The sequence below is a fragment of the Pseudomonas sp. PVC-5-1 genome, from assembly GCF_057444345.1.
The window spans coordinates 5,730,011-5,745,362 of the sequence record NZ_CM172024.1 but is presented as its reverse complement, the minus strand read 5'-3'; the positions used below and the strand labels follow the sequence as shown (position 1 = coordinate 5,745,362).

At 54.0% G+C, this 15,352-nt stretch carries 14 protein-coding genes and 1 pseudogene; 7 read left to right on the top strand and 8 right to left on the bottom strand.

Annotated features, from left to right (window positions below; translation table 11 throughout):
* Positions 1 to 761: 761 nt before the first annotated feature.
* Positions 762 to 890, top strand: a pseudogene (locus AC2T3R_RS26250) (abortive infection family protein); the annotation flags it as partial.
* Between the two features lie 36 nt (positions 891 to 926).
* Here the strand turns inward: AC2T3R_RS26250 and AC2T3R_RS26245 are convergent.
* Together AC2T3R_RS26245 and AC2T3R_RS26240 are read right to left on the bottom strand one after the other, a co-directional pair.
* Positions 927 to 1,319, bottom strand: a complete 393-nt coding sequence (locus tag AC2T3R_RS26245; RefSeq protein ID WP_064491475.1) for a hypothetical protein — start codon at positions 1,317 to 1,319, stop codon at positions 927 to 929.
* A gap of 262 nt (positions 1,320 to 1,581) precedes the next feature.
* Positions 1,582 to 3,207, bottom strand: coding sequence for a TnsD family Tn7-like transposition protein (locus AC2T3R_RS26240; protein WP_081273173.1), 1,626 nt, complete (start codon positions 3,205 to 3,207; stop codon positions 1,582 to 1,584).
* A 652-nt stretch (positions 3,208 to 3,859) separates the two neighbouring features.
* Between AC2T3R_RS26240 and AC2T3R_RS26235 the strand changes: the two genes are divergently transcribed.
* The 4 genes from AC2T3R_RS26235 (at position 3,860) to AC2T3R_RS26220 (ending at position 8,985) form a co-directional block, all read left to right on the top strand.
* Positions 3,860 to 4,819 (top strand): PDDEXK family nuclease, encoded by a 960-nt coding sequence (locus AC2T3R_RS26235; RefSeq protein ID WP_231114241.1) that lies wholly within the window; start codon positions 3,860 to 3,862, stop codon positions 4,817 to 4,819.
* Entirely contained in the window at positions 4,816 to 6,816 is a 2,001-nt protein-coding gene (locus AC2T3R_RS26230) for a hypothetical protein (protein ID WP_064491476.1), read from the top strand. The genes AC2T3R_RS26235 and AC2T3R_RS26230 overlap by 4 nt, the downstream gene beginning before the upstream one ends.
* A 2-nt stretch (positions 6,817 to 6,818) precedes the next feature.
* Positions 6,819 to 8,162: a P-loop NTPase family protein gene (locus tag AC2T3R_RS26225; RefSeq protein ID WP_332728737.1), complete on the top strand. Its 1,344-nt coding sequence runs from the start codon at positions 6,819 to 6,821 to the stop codon at positions 8,160 to 8,162.
* Positions 8,163 to 8,343: 181 nt separating this feature from the next.
* Positions 8,344 to 8,985 (top strand): hypothetical protein, encoded by a 642-nt coding sequence (locus AC2T3R_RS26220; protein WP_332728738.1) that lies wholly within the window; start codon positions 8,344 to 8,346, stop codon positions 8,983 to 8,985.
* A gap of 157 nt (positions 8,986 to 9,142) precedes the next feature.
* Here AC2T3R_RS26220 and AC2T3R_RS26215 read toward each other — a convergent pair whose 3' ends face one another.
* Together AC2T3R_RS26215 and AC2T3R_RS26210 are read right to left on the bottom strand one after the other, a co-directional pair.
* Complete coding sequence (locus AC2T3R_RS26215) at positions 9,143 to 9,376, bottom strand: hypothetical protein (protein ID WP_064491846.1); 234 nt, start codon at positions 9,374 to 9,376, stop codon at positions 9,143 to 9,145.
* Between the two features lie 39 nt (positions 9,377 to 9,415).
* The gene (locus AC2T3R_RS26210; RefSeq protein WP_332728975.1) at positions 9,416 to 9,601 is read right to left on the bottom strand and encodes a hypothetical protein; all 186 of its coding nucleotides are present in this window, start codon (positions 9,599 to 9,601) and stop codon (positions 9,416 to 9,418) included.
* Between AC2T3R_RS26210 and AC2T3R_RS26205 the strand changes: the two genes are divergently transcribed.
* On the top strand, positions 9,516 to 9,890 hold the full coding sequence (locus AC2T3R_RS26205; protein WP_414933393.1) for a LysR substrate-binding domain-containing protein: 375 nt from the start codon (positions 9,516 to 9,518) through the stop codon (positions 9,888 to 9,890). The genes AC2T3R_RS26210 and AC2T3R_RS26205 overlap by 86 nt on opposite strands.
* Here the strand turns inward: AC2T3R_RS26205 and AC2T3R_RS26200 are convergent.
* From AC2T3R_RS26200 to AC2T3R_RS26185, 4 genes are all read right to left on the bottom strand, one after another.
* Complete coding sequence (locus AC2T3R_RS26200) at positions 9,826 to 10,458, bottom strand: response regulator (protein WP_064491852.1); 633 nt, start codon at positions 10,456 to 10,458, stop codon at positions 9,826 to 9,828. The two genes, AC2T3R_RS26205 and AC2T3R_RS26200, sit on opposite strands and share 65 nt — an antisense overlap.
* Positions 10,459 to 10,490: 32 nt before the next feature.
* Positions 10,491 to 11,837 carry a cache domain-containing protein gene (locus AC2T3R_RS26195; protein ID WP_064491853.1) on the bottom strand — a complete coding sequence of 449 codons (1,347 nt, stop codon included), beginning with the start codon at positions 11,835 to 11,837 and terminating at the stop codon, positions 10,491 to 10,493.
* 108 nt (positions 11,838 to 11,945) lie between these two features.
* On the bottom strand, positions 11,946 to 12,149 hold the full coding sequence (locus AC2T3R_RS26190) for a YbdD/YjiX family protein (protein WP_064491885.1): 204 nt from the start codon (positions 12,147 to 12,149) through the stop codon (positions 11,946 to 11,948).
* A 13-nt stretch (positions 12,150 to 12,162) separates the two neighbouring features.
* Positions 12,163 to 14,220 carry a carbon starvation CstA family protein gene (locus AC2T3R_RS26185; protein ID WP_064491854.1) on the bottom strand — a complete coding sequence of 686 codons (2,058 nt, stop codon included), beginning with the start codon at positions 14,218 to 14,220 and terminating at the stop codon, positions 12,163 to 12,165.
* A 321-nt stretch (positions 14,221 to 14,541) separates the two neighbouring features.
* Between AC2T3R_RS26185 and AC2T3R_RS26180 the strand changes: the two genes are divergently transcribed.
* Complete coding sequence (locus AC2T3R_RS26180) at positions 14,542 to 15,327, top strand: SDR family NAD(P)-dependent oxidoreductase (RefSeq protein WP_064491855.1); 786 nt, start codon at positions 14,542 to 14,544, stop codon at positions 15,325 to 15,327.
* Positions 15,328 to 15,352: the final 25 nt, after the last annotated feature.

Here is a 15,352-nt window from a genome sequence, read left to right as displayed (position 1 = left end):
AAGCACAACACTGTATTGCTCAGAAATTGCCCATTTTGCGGGAAAGTATTCACTCGAGCGGACCATTACCTCGATGTAATGTGGCGCACCTGCGAAGGCAGACACCTCGCCGAAGCGGAGGCCATTGCAAACCACGACCCCCTGGCGCTCAAACGAGCTGAGGTCTGCCAGCGATTGTGCACTTCTCCCATTATCATCTCTGGGGCGCATGCTGCTTGGGTCCTACTGAATAAGGCTGCCGCTTTGAACGATCAGGTGAGGGGAGAGGCAAGCGCTGAAATTCTGTCGATATCCGCGAGAATTGGTCAGGCTGCCGCAAGGTTCGCGGGTGCACCGTCGCCGAGCTCCAGTCGAGTAATTGAGACTACCACCGCAGCATTCATAGATGCTTTGGCGTTGCTCTACGACAGCTATGACGACTTCGAAAAAGAACTGCTTTCGTTGATGGGGACAGTGCGGAGAACTGATTCGCTCTGGAGCTGCTATATGGAAGCGGACCGAAAATACATTCAATACGTTGAGGAAGACTACAAGCAACGCTTGAAGTATTGGTCTTATCCGAGCATCGCCTGGAACGAATGGGACCACCGGGTTCGATACCATAATCATCCCCCTAGACGGTATAGCTGTTGCAACAGCCCTCTACCCTCCAGGTAGAGACAGAATACGAAGGCTACAATCGCCGCGCATTCGCCTGTCTCCGTAATCTCCCACAAATTACGAGCAACCTGACTCAGCTAAGAGGTTGATACGGGACGGGACACGGAAAGGACGGGCAGTATCGCGGTCCTCAGCCGAGACACGCCCAGTTGGCTGTTGCAGCTACCGGCACGTCTATCGACTTTGTGTCCGAGACCCATCGATATAGAGAACACACGGGGCACGCGTGAACTACGTTTGCGATCCGAGGGGCTGGCTAACAAGGGTCAGCTAGCCTGCTGGAGATTTTCAATGCGCCTATACGTTTCATAAAGCGAGATCATGTCCCCTTGGGCCATTACTTCCAAGGGAGAACGTCCTTCGAAGAAATCATTGGCGTTCTCCAGGCTTGGGAAACCTTGAACGTTTTCTTGATTCGCAAAGACCGTCCTCAACGAAGCATGAATATTCAGCACCAGGCTGATTCGCTGCTGCTGATCGAGGTCAAGCCGTACGCTGGCGTTTGAGTCCCGAGAGACCTTCTGCCGAGTGACTGCGGATATGCGAAGGATGCGGCTGGCCTGTTCAGTGGTCGCGTTCCATCCATCGAGAATACGCATGGCAGCCCTTAACCCTACGGCCAACTGATTTTGAGTGAGCTCAGCACTGGCGGCTTTCATTTGAAATCTCTCCGTTACGGCGTTTATCTACAGCGTAAATCGACCTCGGTGGCTGGCCAAGCCTCTTCAAGCTTCATCGAGTCTAAAGTGCTAGAAATTTTGAAGACTTTCGTTTGATTCACGCGAGATCGAGGTCCGACGGACGATTACGTTACAAGGACCGATTTCGTAACCGCAAGCTTCTAGCTCATCTTCGTATCAGTCCAGAACATCGGAGTATGGATGCCGGAAATCAAGGAGTACGATTGACCATCTCCCTCGACTATTTGGGCGCTTTTGCGCTAGGCCCAGCTGATCGCATGGCGCCTTCAGGCCCGGTACTCGTCACATCGCGGAGAAGGGCTCGGGTCCTTCGAAAGGCTTGCCGATTTTCAAGCGCGGTAGCTAGTTTGGGGAGGGTCGAAAAGATCAGCTGCCTGGTCAACGGTGATTCATAATTTATACTTAATAATCTAGCAACTGCATCCAGCTCGGCCATTAGATTTAGGTCCCTGCATTCCCAATCTACGGACGAATGATTTCCAATACGACCGGTTGGCAATTCTAGGAGTTTGTCGTTGAGCCACTGTCTGTCGTTTCGGTAAAGCCAGGCATAAATAGCAGAAATACGATGTCGAATTTGTTTGGCGGATTCTTGCGAGTGACACCTAACCGTCTTTTCCCAAAGAAGTCTACGCTTGAACTTTTCATGAGAGCTTGCACACAACTTCCATGCTTTATTTACCAGCGGCTCGGAGCGCAGCAGTTTATTAACTGTTGAAATTGTAATATTAAAGTCTGCGCACACGCTGCTTTTGCAAGCGCCGTTGGAAAGGCGCAGTAGAATTTCAGTTCTTATAGTTGGTTTAATAGTTTTTGGTCGTCTTGGTCCTTTTACCCCATCATTACGTGGGGTTGAGGATTTATTTGTGCAAATCTTTTCCAAAGGAATATCATGTAAGTTGTCGCCTGTTTGCAATCCTTGTACGATCAGCTGATCATGAAGGCAAGTGAACTGCTGAAGCGAATCAAACAGCCATGCTATTAGGGTGAGGTGCTTCAGGGGGTGGCAGCGAGTCTCTCGGTTGCGTATGAGCGCGCTTAGAAACGCAGCTGCTCCCTTGCTGTGGGAAGGTAGGCAGCCGAACGGCGGATAAGCCCGCAGGCGCGTGGTATAGGCTAAAAGTGAGCAAGCTGCTGCATCAAGTCCGCCGTAGGCTAGCAGGGTAGCCCTGTAAACACCGCGTACAGCGTCGGGGCTAAATACTCCTCTCGTCCCGAAGGCAGCTAGATCTATGATGGCTCCTGCGATTTTTTTGAGGATTATCTGATCGACGGTTGAGGTCGGAGATGGGAGTGGAGGTAATAGTCGCTCTTCCGCTGGCAGGCTCCACTCGAACCATCCTGACCACTGGCGATTTACTGTACTTTCTCTAAGGTATTGACCGTGTACGGGGCATAAAATTATGCCTGGATACTGATGAGATAGATGCCAGTACGCAACACCAAAAAGAAGGCGATCATTAGCCATACAGGAAGGGCAAGCTTTTAGAGGGTGTTCTGCGCCAAAACGGCCCGTGAGCAAACCCAGACGATATTTCAGCGAGCCTAACCTGGGGCCGCTGAGTGCTTCGTACGTGGCTAGCACATTGTGTTCTGACTGGAAGGCTAAGAAAAAAGGAACAATGGTGTGCTCGCCAACTATAGTGACGGGCGTACCCCATGTTTCAATCATCAATGTATTTAAAGCACCAAGATTATAAGGGAAATCATGGCTATAGTTTTTACGGACTCCAAACAACCATGACGTGGTAGCGGAGGAATCAACGTTTGCCAAATATGCGTGCTGCCTACAACAGAGGCTGTAAAACGTCTCGTCAGGTAGCCACTTAACTGCGATGTTAATCATGGCACCACCATCTATAACATTCTTGCTTGCTAGATAATGACCCTAGTAGAAAAACTAGCATTGTGCAAACAACGCCAGGTCCATCAGAGCAACGTAAGATAATACTAGACAATGAAAAACATAAAAAACAACGTATTGTATTATTATACGAGAAACATGAAAATCTGAGGGTGCACGGTTCCTTGAGATTATAGAAAAAATTCAGTATCTCTATTGCAAGTGCTTTCTAATAGAACTTTTTTAGTTGTCCGGTGAGAATTCGCAACGGTAGAATGTAGCGTTTAACCGAAACGGTGGCCATCTCAGATGGGGATGGAACCATTGGTGAGAAAGATCAATTAACGACCAAGAGGACACACATGACATCTCGAAGCTAGCTCAGAAAGCTACTTGAAGTCAGGTAGACAAAGACCCCAGTGCGACCTGGGGTCTCTGTGGATAAGTCAGTTTTCGAACCCTGACCCTTCCATTGTCTATCCCTTGCATGTGGGACGTCAAGTCCCGCACGACTTCGTTCATCCACAAGAAAGTTGGTGTTATCCACAGTGCAATGTGCTGCTGGATGCCCGTGTGGCAAGGGTTCGCCGGGAGCCTGACAAATTATCCCCAGTCGGGCTGCGGCGCTTTTTCCTACGACATAGGAAGGCTCAATATGAACATGCAACAGAAATTCGATCTCATCATGGGTCGTCAGAGGGACTTCCGCTGGGGCGAGCCATACGTTCCCTCAACCTTGGCGGTTCCCCGAGAAGCCCCAAAAAAATCTCGTATCTCTCGCTTGAATAGCCGCAAGCTCAATCGGGCTATCCATGCAATGTCCAATCCCGAGCGTGTTTTCATTCAGCTCGCTTTGCACTCTCCATGCTTACTCGACATTCATGAGCAAAAAATGCTCTGGCCATACGATGCGCCCCACCCGTTGAGTGGCCATCCACTCATGAAGGGGGGATTCCCCCCACCGGTACGCGGGACTACTGACATCGCAACGGAAATCGGCTTCAAGCATGTCGAAGTCACAGTGCGGGATAAGGGGGTCTGGCGTAGGATGCCGTTCCCCTACCAAGGTGACCTCCTTCTTTACCTACTAGGGGAAAACGGTGTTCCCTACGCCGTGAATTGGACGATCAAGGATCAAAGCGAGGCCTTTGGCGAACGACGTCTGTCCAGCTTGAAAACCCCTTTTCAGCAAAGTAAAGATCGTGATTACGCGGAGGGGCGTACGGAGCTGGAGACGGCTTACTACGCGAGCGCCGGAATTCGAACGGTCAAGGCGTCCTTGGACAATATTGCACCCACGGTTCAAGCCAATCTGGGCCTGATTTTTCCGATGCATAACGTGTCGCTATCGCACCCAGTCGAGCTTCTGGCCGAATTCAGTGCTGAGGTCACAGATTTTCTTGCCAGGGGCGAGCCGGCTTATATTGTGATCTCCAAATTTGGTAAACGGTGGGGTGATCCTAGACAATTTACGGCGCGGTTTTACCAAGACATATGGGAGGGACGTTTAAAAGTAAATTTCTTCCAGCCAATCCTGATTGACCATCCTTTGGAAATGGAGCGAGGAGATCCGCTGCAGGTATATGGCTCCCTTTTTACGGAGAAATCCTCATGATAACCGGCGCGCAGTTGGTGGCGCCCGAAGGTTTTGGACAACTCTGTAAGGGCGTGATCTACTATTTTCTGGTGAATGATCCTTTTCATAACCGAGTTCGGATGGTTGAGTTCATTCTTCGCAAAGAGCCTATTCCAGTCATATTCACCTTCACCACATCCGAGTTCGAAGAAGCTCTGGAGGCAGGTTTAATTATCGAGACGGGAGTGGTGGAAAAATTTCCGCCTTGGTTAAAACGTATCGAAGGTGTGAAAATCTCTCATTTAGAGGAATGTCGCGTTTCAGTTAAAGAGTCCTATGATGAGAAGGTTAACCGACGCTTTATGGCGATTGCCGACCTAGTTCTCAACGCCCAAAAAATTCTCATGCACACAAACCCTGACGCTGAAATCAATGCACATGCAGCTCTCTCTACTCCGATACAGAATCCTGCTCGGTTACGTCTATGGTTCTACACATATATCACGTTTGGGCGCAATAAGTGGGCCTTGATGCCCCGTAGCCACTACTCCGGAAGTTGGGACCGAGCAGGCGCAAATCGCACAGTGAAGCTTGGGCGACCATCGCCCAAGGGAAAAAAAGCTGGATATCCCTGTGATAAGGAAATGCAGCAAAAAATAAGCTCGGGATATGTACGATATACATCGCCAAAGCATACTTGGAACAGGATTATTCGAGAAATCTTGACCAATGAATTCGGATGTGTCGCCGTGGAACAAAGAGGAGATTTCGTTTTTCGTCACCCACAGGGACTTCCTTACCCATCAATGGCGCAAGTTAAATACTGGGTCAGGAAGCTTTTCAGCCTACGCAAACGAGAAATAGCGCAAAGAGGAGGGAACAGAGCCCGTGCGAGATCAGGTGATAAAGGTAGTTTCTCAGAGAAGTTGATTAATGTTAATCAGCTGCTCGAATTTGATGGGTATTATATTTCTGAGAAACTAAGCGGCCTTAGTGAAGGTAGCATCGTCGATTCATTTTGCGTAGTTCGTGCAGTGTGCGGAGTTTCGGGTGCGATTGTTGGAATTGGGTTCTCTGAAGGGAGAGAGAATATGGAGTCCTACCGGATGTGTATGTTCTCTATGGCCTTGAATAAGGTCAAATTCTGTGAACTCTTTGGCGTTGAGATCTCACCCGAACATTGGCCCTGCGAAGGGCTTTCCGGGAGCGTCATTTTTGATAGAGGTCCCGGTGCAAACTATGATGTCGAGCCACAGATCGATTGGCTGGGTGAACTGGAGCTTACTCCGGTCTTTTCGGGTCAATCAAAGTCGACAGTTGAGTCATCGCATCCACGAGATAAAAAGGATTTGGAGCAGCCGGAAGTCCTACAGAGCAAGCTGAATTTCGTCACCATGGCCAGGCGGGAGATCAGGCAGGTGTTGGAGGATAACTTGGGGTCAGACGCTAGCGGCAGGATGGAGGAAGCCATGTTTCTGGCCGGAGTGAAAGCTACGCCTATCGGCGTCTGGAATTATTGGAGTGGACGTGGACGTGACTCCTCAATTGGGATGCAGTTTGATGTTGCCGTCAGAACCTTCCTTTCCCAGCATCCTGCGACCATCAAACAAGACGCCGTATATTTCTATGGTCGTAAATACAGGTCTACTGAACTGGAAGCTACCGGAATCTTTGACCGAGTAGCGAAGAGTGCGGTGGTCAAAACCACTGTGTATGCGCTCACTATGTGCGTCCGCCATGTCTGGATCGATTTGGACGGTGTGCTGTACGAGCTCGATATGGTGCGGACTCTGAGGACCCTTGAGGGCGATAGCGACATCTCTCTAAGCGATCTGAGAAATCTAGATCGGCTCAAGCGAGCTGCGGTAGAGAAAGTAAATGACCAGAGGGCAGCCTTGCAGCAAGTCCAGCGGGACGCATTCAAGCATGAAACTGGAGAGGATTGGCAGGCGGTTAAGCGTACTAAAGGCGGATCGTCCAAGAGCGCAGCTTCGAAGCGTGATAAATCGGACTTTGATAGAAGCCGAGGAAAATAGAGATGACCGCATTATTGCAAGACAGGTTTAGATTAGCTCTGGACGATGAATACGTCCGGAAGACCATTACGGTCAAACCTAGTCCCGTTTTATCGCTAGCTAGCGCTGAACCATTGATGGCAGCAAAAATACTCGAAGATGCACTGAGGCAGTCGTTCATACCTAATCAATTCTCAATCGATTTTATCCATGAAATGGTTAGCCGAGCTTTTATGCATCATTGCCATGTTTTCTCAAGCGAGGCCGAGCACCAAGCGAAGATTTATACTCCCCCCGTGGCTGAGGTCGTACCAATATGTCTAACGGGCTTGGCCGGGCTGGGTAAAAGCCGAACCATTGAGGCTCTGAAAAAAGTCATGCCCGGTCCGTCTGAGTTGCAATCACCATATTTTGACGGAGTTCTCAATCTGGAGTCTTACTGGTATGCCAGTGCTGAAGGCAAGGAGAGCCGCAAAAGCCTGCTGTTGTGGTTTTTGTTCGGAGAGTCGAATCATAAGGCTGTCAATTTTGACAAGCTGCTGCTTGAGTGTCGACGGCGTGCGTACAGGGATCTAGTGTCGTTACTGCTGCTTGATGAAACTCAACATATTAGTTTGGGCTTGGGGATAGCGAAGATCGTGACCATTCTATTGACATTGATGCGAATAGGTCCGCCAGCAGTTTTTGTCTCTAATTTCAGTCTTGGGCATAAGCTCTTCAAGCGTAATAATGAAGACAAGCAGCGTTTGCTCGCAGAACCTCGGATCATGCTACCCGACGAGGTTGGAAGTAAAGATTGGAAAGCATATGTCGATGAGTGCGTCAGGGTGAGTGGTGGTCACATTCGTACTCGAGGGAGAAATTTTGCCGCAGAGCTCTATCGATACACTTTTGGAATCAAGCGGATCGCGGTACATCTGCTCAAGCAGGCGTACGTTGAAAGTCGCAAGTCTGGGCGGACTTGGATTGAGATGGACGATCTTGGTAGTGCCTTTCGCTCTGCCGAGTTCACCGCAAATGCTGGGGATGTCCAGGATCTCCATAATTTAGCGCTAGGTGAACGCCGGGTGCGGAAAACTCGGTCGGACTTATGGTGTCCGTTTGATCTACCGAAGACTTATACGAGCAGCGTGAAACAGTCGGTCATCGCGGAGCGAGATAAGCAAGTGGCCGCAACGATCTTCGACTCCGCCATGAACGCGTCAGAGCGGGCCGCGAAAAACCAAATTATTCAGCCTGGTGACCAAAAGCCCAAGAAGGCCACCACTCGGAGGCTAGCAGCTCCGCGGTTGAGCGAGGAAGAACAAAAGTCATTGTTCCTTGAATATACGGTCGGGGGTGCGACGTCCCGAAGGAAATCAGTCTAGCTTGGGTAGCTTCCCCGGTTTTAGCCGCCAGGTGGTCGAGCACAGGGATGTGACTTGATCGACCGGTCCTTCCCGGAATGGACTCATTGGGGCAGACTCTATTCCTCACTCGTGATTGTAGAATCTGAGCGGCGTCGTATAGCTTGAGTGTTTCGACAAAAACTTCCTCGGAGACGCCCACATGTCCCTTGCCGTTCAAGATCGCAGTGCACTTTCTGCTTTACTCGCACGCACAGCCGACAATTCCGCTTTTTACGCAGCTCTTACGGCGGCTGACGAGGTAAGCGAGATCAATGAGATGTCGGGTTTTCGGGTTGACCCTCGGTATCGTTGGATTCGTGTCGACCAACGACTAGGGACGGCGAATGAATTTGAAATCGCCTTAGTCGACGACATGGATCTATCAGTAGCCTATTACGACAAAGTCACGCTCAGGCGCGGGACGAGAGCCAGCAACCGCGACCTAGCGCACAATTTGGTTTGGCGATCGCCGAATAGGCGGCATTCACTGGCTCTTCGTGATATTTCGCAGAAAGTGCTTTTTTGCTACATCGTTCAGCACTTCGATATCCTCCTGACAGCGGAAACGACGATAGATGGTGGCAATTTTTATTGGCACCGATTGGTCTCTCAAGCGATTGAGCAAGGCCTCCACGTCTACGTTTGCGAACTCACGAGCCAAGAGTTTCGGCCGATTCCCAGTCAGCAAGCGCTCCGTGATTTACAGGATCAGGCATGGTCAGAGGCCAATCCGGAGACCTTGCGAGCTATCATCTCTATTTTCGCTCAAGCGACTCGTGTGCAAGATAATGGCTCGGAATGAGGATGTATCTCCAACCACCCTCATGGCCGGACGGAAACCCTGAGGACCTAAACGGCTTTTCTCAAGGGCAAAATGAAAAACGCCCAGTGAGATTTACCAGGCGCTTTGAAGTCAGGCTGTGCGTTGGAGTGGGTAAGTCCTACCGGTCACTCCAGCTTTAGACGAAGTGCTTTGTTCTCTGGAGGACTCTAGCAATCAGCCCCGCGTCGGCCGAGGAGATTGCGCGCTGCGGGAAAGCGACAACCTTACTTTCGGCGAGAGGGTAGGCTGCAGCGGACTTGATCAGCGAAGGCATTTGCAGATGCGACTGGTCCCCAGCGTCGAACGCTTCGAATGAGAAGGCCATCTGCGCTTCACGTTCAGGGTTGCCAGATTCATCGACGGGTTTCATAAAAGCTCCAGTTTTGGCTGCCTTCCAGCCAGGGTGATCTCAAATGCCGCGCGAGGATAGACTCTGTACGATGAGAGATTCAAGTGTGGGAATCGCTTCCATCGTCACTGAGGCGACGGGATGCGCTTCGCGGGTGTGCATATGGCCGTCGGCGTTTTTCCGACCTTTTGGATGGGCCGAGAAAAATCTCAAGAAGCGCGCCGGCGCCACACCGTCGAACGGCATCACTCGCACCTTCTCCATCTCATTAGCCGATAAGCTGCTGCGCCTTTCCACTGAGGCAGAGACCGCGCTCAAGCGGGGTTCCCTTCGGAGCACCCTGTGTATTGGTACTCTGGAAAGCACCGCTGCAGCAAGGCTACCTCCGCTTTTGTCGAGTTATCACGAGCGCTTTCCTGACGTTCAAATCCAGGTATCGGCGGCAGTAGTGAATTGGCGGCTGGGCATGCTTAGATCGACATCAGGCCATGCTCCAAGGCGTATTTTACGATTGCCGCGGGAGTATCGATGTTGAGCTTGCGTCTAATGCTCAGTCGATAGGTTTCAACTGTTCGTACACTGATATCCAGCTGGCGGGCCATTTCCTTGTTGTTATGGCCCTTGGCGATCATCGAAAGCACTTGCAGCTCACGAGGGGTCAAATCGTGCTCATCGCGGCTACCCCCGGCGAGCTTGCGAGTGATCTCCGAGCTGTAGAAGCTTCCTCCTGCGGCGATGGCTTCAATGGCAGCGATGAGCTCTGCAGACGGCGCGTTCTTCAACACGTAACCGAGTGCTCCTGAACTGATAGAGGTGCGTACATACTCCTGATTGTCATACATGCTCAGCATGAGGATCTTGATATCCGGATAGAGGTCACGCAGCTTGCGCGTGAGCTCCAACCCATTCATGTCCTGAAGCCCTACATCGACCAAGAGGATGTCCAGCTCGGTGTTCGCTACCAATTCAATTGCTTGGGCACCTGACTCGGCCTGACCGACTACCTCGAAATGCGGGATCGCGCCTAGCAGAGCCTTGACGCCATCGCGCACAAGGACGTGGTCGTCGACCAAAGCAATTCTGACCGGGTGGGTTACGCTCATGGAGTTCTCAAGGGTTCGATTGACGAGGCTGCTCAAGTGATCGTAACCGGTATCTGCACCTGCAGTTCGGTACGGCCGTAAGAAGAGGTGATGCTAACGCTACCCAAGTGGTGATCCACTCGTTCGCGAATGTTCCTCAGACCGATGCCGTGGCTTTCGTCGGCTGCCCGAGTGTCAAACCCGACACCGTTGTCCTCAACCCGTAGCACAATCATGCCCTGCTGGAGTGAGACGGAGACGATCGCGGTGTTGGCTTTCGCATGGCGCTCAACGTTCGCCAGTGCCTCTTGGATGATGCGGAACAGTGTCAGTTTAAGCCCCGTATCGATGTCGGTGGCATCCATTCCACATTCATACCGGGTGTGAATCGAGGTGCGCTGCTCGAACTCAATGACATGTTGTTCGATGGCAGGTGACAGTCCCAGCGTGTCCAAAAGCGAGGGGCGCAAATCATGGGAAATGCGACGTATCTCGCCGATGGCGGCTCCGAGTCTCGAAGTTCCTTTGCGAAGATTTTCCAACCCCTCACTTCGACCATTGGCCAGTTCGATGGCGGCCAGTTCGTACTGAAACTTGATTGATACTAGCTCCTGGCTAATTCCATCATGCAGTTCACGCGAAACCCGCGAGCGCTCCTCCTCCTGCAGGTTCACGATCCGTTGGTTGAGTGTGGAAAGCTTTCGGTCGGCTAAGCGATGCTCACTGACGTTCAGCATCAGGCCACCAGCAAAGATTACGAGCACAGCAACCAGCGAGAACGAAGCGATCGCCATCACTGTCGTCAGCACGCCCGAGGCCACCTCCTGGCGCGACTTGAGGGTCGCCACCTCGACATCGTCGATGTAGATGCCTGTGCCGAGCATCCAGCCCCAGCGATCGAGCATCACCACGTATGCCAGCTTGCCGGTGACCTGTCCGGTCGACGGCTTTTGCCAGTCGTACAGTTGGTAACCATCGCCTTCCCGGGCGCTCTTGAGTAGAGCCTGGATTACCGGTAATCCGTTTTTGTCGGTCAGCGTAATGAGGTCCTTGCCAATCAACTCGGCCTGCCTCGGGTGCATTAGATTTTTGCCATGCTGGTCGTACACGAAGAAGTAGCCATCAAGGCCGAAGTTAGCTTGGGACAGGATCTCCAAGGCGCGCTGGCGAGTCGCATCATCGTCGGTACTGCCTTCATACAACGGCGCGATGAGGCTCATCGCCAAGCTCAGGTAGTTTCTCAGCTCTGCCTTCTTCGACGTCATGATGCTGCTTTCCACCAGGCGGGCCTGTTCCTCTTCCAGCTTGCGGCTCTGAGCAAATACGAGGACGCAGATGAACAGCACCGAGAGGATCAGCGGCAGCACACTGAGGGTGACGATCTTGTGCTTGAGTTGCATGGACTTTTCCGAGGCGAGGAGGAGCTGGCGACGCCACTATGCGGGTTGCCAGCCCTGGAACGCGAGAGCGCCACGATGAGCGTGGCGCTCGCTTGCATCAGTAGACGCTCAGCAGCAACGAACGGGGCGTCCGCTGCCACCGCCGTAGCGCGCTTCCTGCCGTTCGCGGAAGAACGCCTCGTAGGACATAACCGGCTTGTCCGGGTGTTTGCCCTGCATGTGTTCCACGTAGGCGTCATAGTCTGGCATGCCGACCAGCATCCGCGCGGCCTGCCCCAGGTATTTGCCCATCTTGCTCAAGTCATTGAACATGCTGGCAGGCTCCTCAGGCATCGGGTTGTGGCTGGAACGGCGACTCCTTGTCGGTACGTTCGGGTATGACCCAGGCCTGGCGGCCGACCTTGATCGCGAACCAGAGAATGCTTAGGACCACCAGCAGGAACAGCGCGGTCAGGGTCGCGTTGGTGTAGGCGTTGAACACAACGTGCTGCATCTGCGCTAGGTCCTTCGCCGGGGCCAGCACCTGGCCCGCGGCGGCGGCGGTGCTGTACTTGTTCGCCAAGGCCAGGAAGCCCATCGCAGGGTTCGGGTCGAGCAGCTTGATCAACCCGGCCGTGGTGGTGCAGATCAGCAACCATACCGCCGGCACCAAGGTCACCCAGACATAGCGCTGACGCTTCATGCGGATCAGCACTACGCAGCCGAGCATAAGCGCGATGCCCGCCAGCATCTGGTTGGAGATGCCAAACAGCGGCCACAGGGTGTTGATGCCGCCCAGCGGGTCGATCACCCCCTGGTACAGCAGCCAGCCCCACATGGCCACGCAACCGGCGGTGGCGGTCAGGTTGGCGGTCCACGAGTCGGTCTTCTTCAGCGCAGGCACGAAATTGCCCAGCAGGTCCTGCAGCATGAAGCGGCCGGCACGGGTACCGGCATCGACCGCGGTGAGGATGAACAGCGCCTCGAACAGGATCGCGAAGTGGTACCAGAACGCCATGGTGTTCTCGCCTGGCAGCGCCTGGTGGAGGATCTGAGCGATGCCCACGGCCAAGGTCGGCGCGCCGCCGGCGCGGGCCAGGATCGTGTGTTCGCCGATGTCCTTGGCCGTCTGTTGCAGGACCTCAGGGGTGATGGTGAAGCCCCAGCTGCTGACGGTAGCCGCGACGCTGGTGACATCCGCACCAACCAATGCGGCCGGGCTGTTCATGGCGAAGTACACGCCCGGCTCGATGACCGAGGCGGCGACGATGGCCATGATGGCGACGAAGGACTCCATCAGCATCGCGCCGTAGCCGATGTAGCGCGCGTGGCTTTCATTGGCCAGCAGCTTCGGCGTGGTGCCCGAGCTGATCAGTGCATGGAAGCCGGACACCGCGCCGCAGGCGACGGTGATGAACAGGAACGGGAACAGCGCGCCCTTCCACACCGGGCCCGTGCCATCGATGAAGTGGGTCACGGCCGGCATTTTCAGGTCAGGAGCGATGACTAGGATACCGATCGCCAGGGCGACGATGGTGCCGATCTTGAGGAAGGTCGACAGGTAGTCCCGCGGAGCCAGGATCAGCCACACTGGCAGCACGGCGGCGACAAAGCCATAGCCGATCAGCATCCAGGTGATCTGCACGCCGGTGAAGGTGAACGCTGGGCCCCAGAAAGGATCGGCGGCGACGATCCCACCGAGCCAGATTGAGGCGAGCAGCAGCACCACGCCGACCACCGAGATCTCGCCGATGCGGCCTGGGCGGATGTAGCGCATGTACACGCCCATGAATACCGCGATCGGCAAGGTGGCCATCACCGTGAACATGCCCCAGGGGCTTTCCGCTAGGGCCTTGACCACGATCAGGGAGAGCACCGCGAGGATGATCACCATGATCAGGAAGGCACCGAAGAGCGCGATGGTACCGGGGATCGGACCCATCTCCTCGCGTACCAGCTCGCCCAGGGAGCGGCCGTTACGGCGGGTGGAGATGAACAGCACCATGAAGTCCTGCACCGCGCCGGCCAGAACGACGCCGGCGATCAGCCAGAGCGTGCCGGGCAGGTAGCCCATCTGCGCAGCGAGCACCGGGCCCACGAGCGGACCTGCGCCGGCGATGGCAGCGAAGTGATGGCCGAAGAGAATGTGCTTGTTAGTCGGGACGTAGTCCAGACCATCGTTGTTGAGCACGGCGGGGGTAGCACGCGTGGCGTCCAGTTGCATCACCTTGTTGGCGATGAACAAGCTGTAGTAGCGGTAGGCAATCAGGTAGATGGCGACGGCAGCGGTCACGATCCAGAGGGCGCTGATGGCTTCGCCTCTGCGCAATGCCAGGGTGCCTAGAGCAAATGCACCCAGCAAGGCGACGGCGAACCAGGCAATTCGGGTAGCCAGTGTGGTCATCGAATATTCTCCTGTCGCGGGTGGTAAACCCGGCGACGGCTTTTGTTGTTTTGTGTGCCCTTATCAGGACGGCGACACTCTCGCCGTCCTGCGTCCACAAGAAAATGCGCAGTACTACGGGCGCAGGCTACGTAGAACTACGTAGTCCGTGCCTCGGGAAAGGGGATGCTGATTCCGCTCCCCGCGCCGGCACCAAGCCTTTAGCCCAACTCACCTGATTCGCTTCCATCCAGCCTCGCCGATCAGCGGTAGCTTGACACTCGTCAGATCGAGGAATAGTCTACCTACTAGTAGATAGACAAACGAACAGAGGACATCATCATGCAGTTCAAAGGTCGCAAGCTTCTGGTGGTAGGTGGAACGAGCGGTATCGGTCTGGAAACCGCACAGATGGTCGCCGAGCAAGGTGGTTCGGTGGTGATCGTGGGTAACCGCCCTGAGAAAGCCGAAGCAGCACGCCAACAACTGGCTGCCGTTGCTGGCGAAGATAAGGTCGTAGCCTACGCGGTCGACTTGACCGATTTTGTCAGTGTCCAGGCACTGATCGAGAAATTGGCCACCAGCCACAAGGACATTGACCTGATGGTCAATTCCGCGGGTATCTACTACCCGAAAGCTTTCATCGAGCACTCGCTGGAGGATTACGACAACTTCCTCAACCTGAACCGCGCTGTCTTCTTCCTGACCCGTCAGGTGGCAGCACAGCTGGTAGCTCAGGGCAAACCTGGCTCGATCGTGAACGTCACTGCTGTGGCTGCGCGCCAAGCCGTCGAAGGTGTTCCAGCGTCGGCCTACTCCATGGCCAAAATGGGCCTGGATGCCCTGACCACGCACGCGGCAGGCGAGCTGGCGCAGCACGGCATTCGCGTCAACTCGGTCAGCCCAGGCATTGTGGAAACCAAGATCTTCGAGCGTTTCATCCCTGGTGAGCAATTGGCAGGCGCGCTGAATGATTTCAACAACTTCCACCCGCTGGGTCGCAACGGCACCCCACGGGATGTGGCTGAGTCCATTGTGTTCTTGCTCTCTGACAAGGCGTCTTGGGTGACCGGCGCAGTGTGGGACGTGGACGGTGGGGTCATGGCCGCCCGCAAGCAAGGGAAGTAAACTGTCTGAGTAGTGGCCGGAATCG

Excerpts from the sequence above, each read along its gene's own strand:
- AC2T3R_RS26210 (WP_332728975.1), bottom strand. The coding sequence starts at position 9,601 with ATGCCGTTCGACGGTGTGGCGCCGGCGCGCTTCTTGAGATTTTTCTCG.
- AC2T3R_RS26195 (WP_064491853.1), bottom strand. The coding sequence starts at position 11,837 with ATGCAACTCAAGCACAAGATCGTCACCCTCAGTGTGCTGCCGCTGATC.
- AC2T3R_RS26245 (WP_064491475.1), bottom strand. The coding sequence starts at position 1,319 with ATGAAAGCCGCCAGTGCTGAGCTCACTCAAAATCAGTTGGCCGTAGGG.
- AC2T3R_RS26215 (WP_064491846.1), bottom strand. The coding sequence starts at position 9,376 with ATGAAACCCGTCGATGAATCTGGCAACCCTGAACGTGAAGCGCAGATG.
- AC2T3R_RS26235 (WP_231114241.1), top strand. The coding sequence starts at position 3,860 with ATGAACATGCAACAGAAATTCGATCTCATCATGGGTCGTCAGAGGGAC.
- AC2T3R_RS26230 (WP_064491476.1), top strand. The coding sequence starts at position 4,816 with ATGATAACCGGCGCGCAGTTGGTGGCGCCCGAAGGTTTTGGACAACTC.
- AC2T3R_RS26220 (WP_332728738.1), top strand. The coding sequence starts at position 8,344 with ATGTCCCTTGCCGTTCAAGATCGCAGTGCACTTTCTGCTTTACTCGCA.
- AC2T3R_RS26225 (WP_332728737.1), top strand. The coding sequence starts at position 6,819 with ATGACCGCATTATTGCAAGACAGGTTTAGATTAGCTCTGGACGATGAA.
- AC2T3R_RS26190 (WP_064491885.1), bottom strand. The coding sequence starts at position 12,149 with ATGTTCAATGACTTGAGCAAGATGGGCAAATACCTGGGGCAGGCCGCG.
- AC2T3R_RS26180 (WP_064491855.1), top strand. The coding sequence starts at position 14,542 with ATGCAGTTCAAAGGTCGCAAGCTTCTGGTGGTAGGTGGAACGAGCGGT.
- AC2T3R_RS26200 (WP_064491852.1), bottom strand. The coding sequence starts at position 10,458 with ATGAGCGTAACCCACCCGGTCAGAATTGCTTTGGTCGACGACCACGTC.
- AC2T3R_RS26185 (WP_064491854.1), bottom strand. The coding sequence starts at position 14,220 with ATGACCACACTGGCTACCCGAATTGCCTGGTTCGCCGTCGCCTTGCTG.
- AC2T3R_RS26240 (WP_081273173.1), bottom strand. The coding sequence starts at position 3,207 with ATGATTAACATCGCAGTTAAGTGGCTACCTGACGAGACGTTTTACAGC.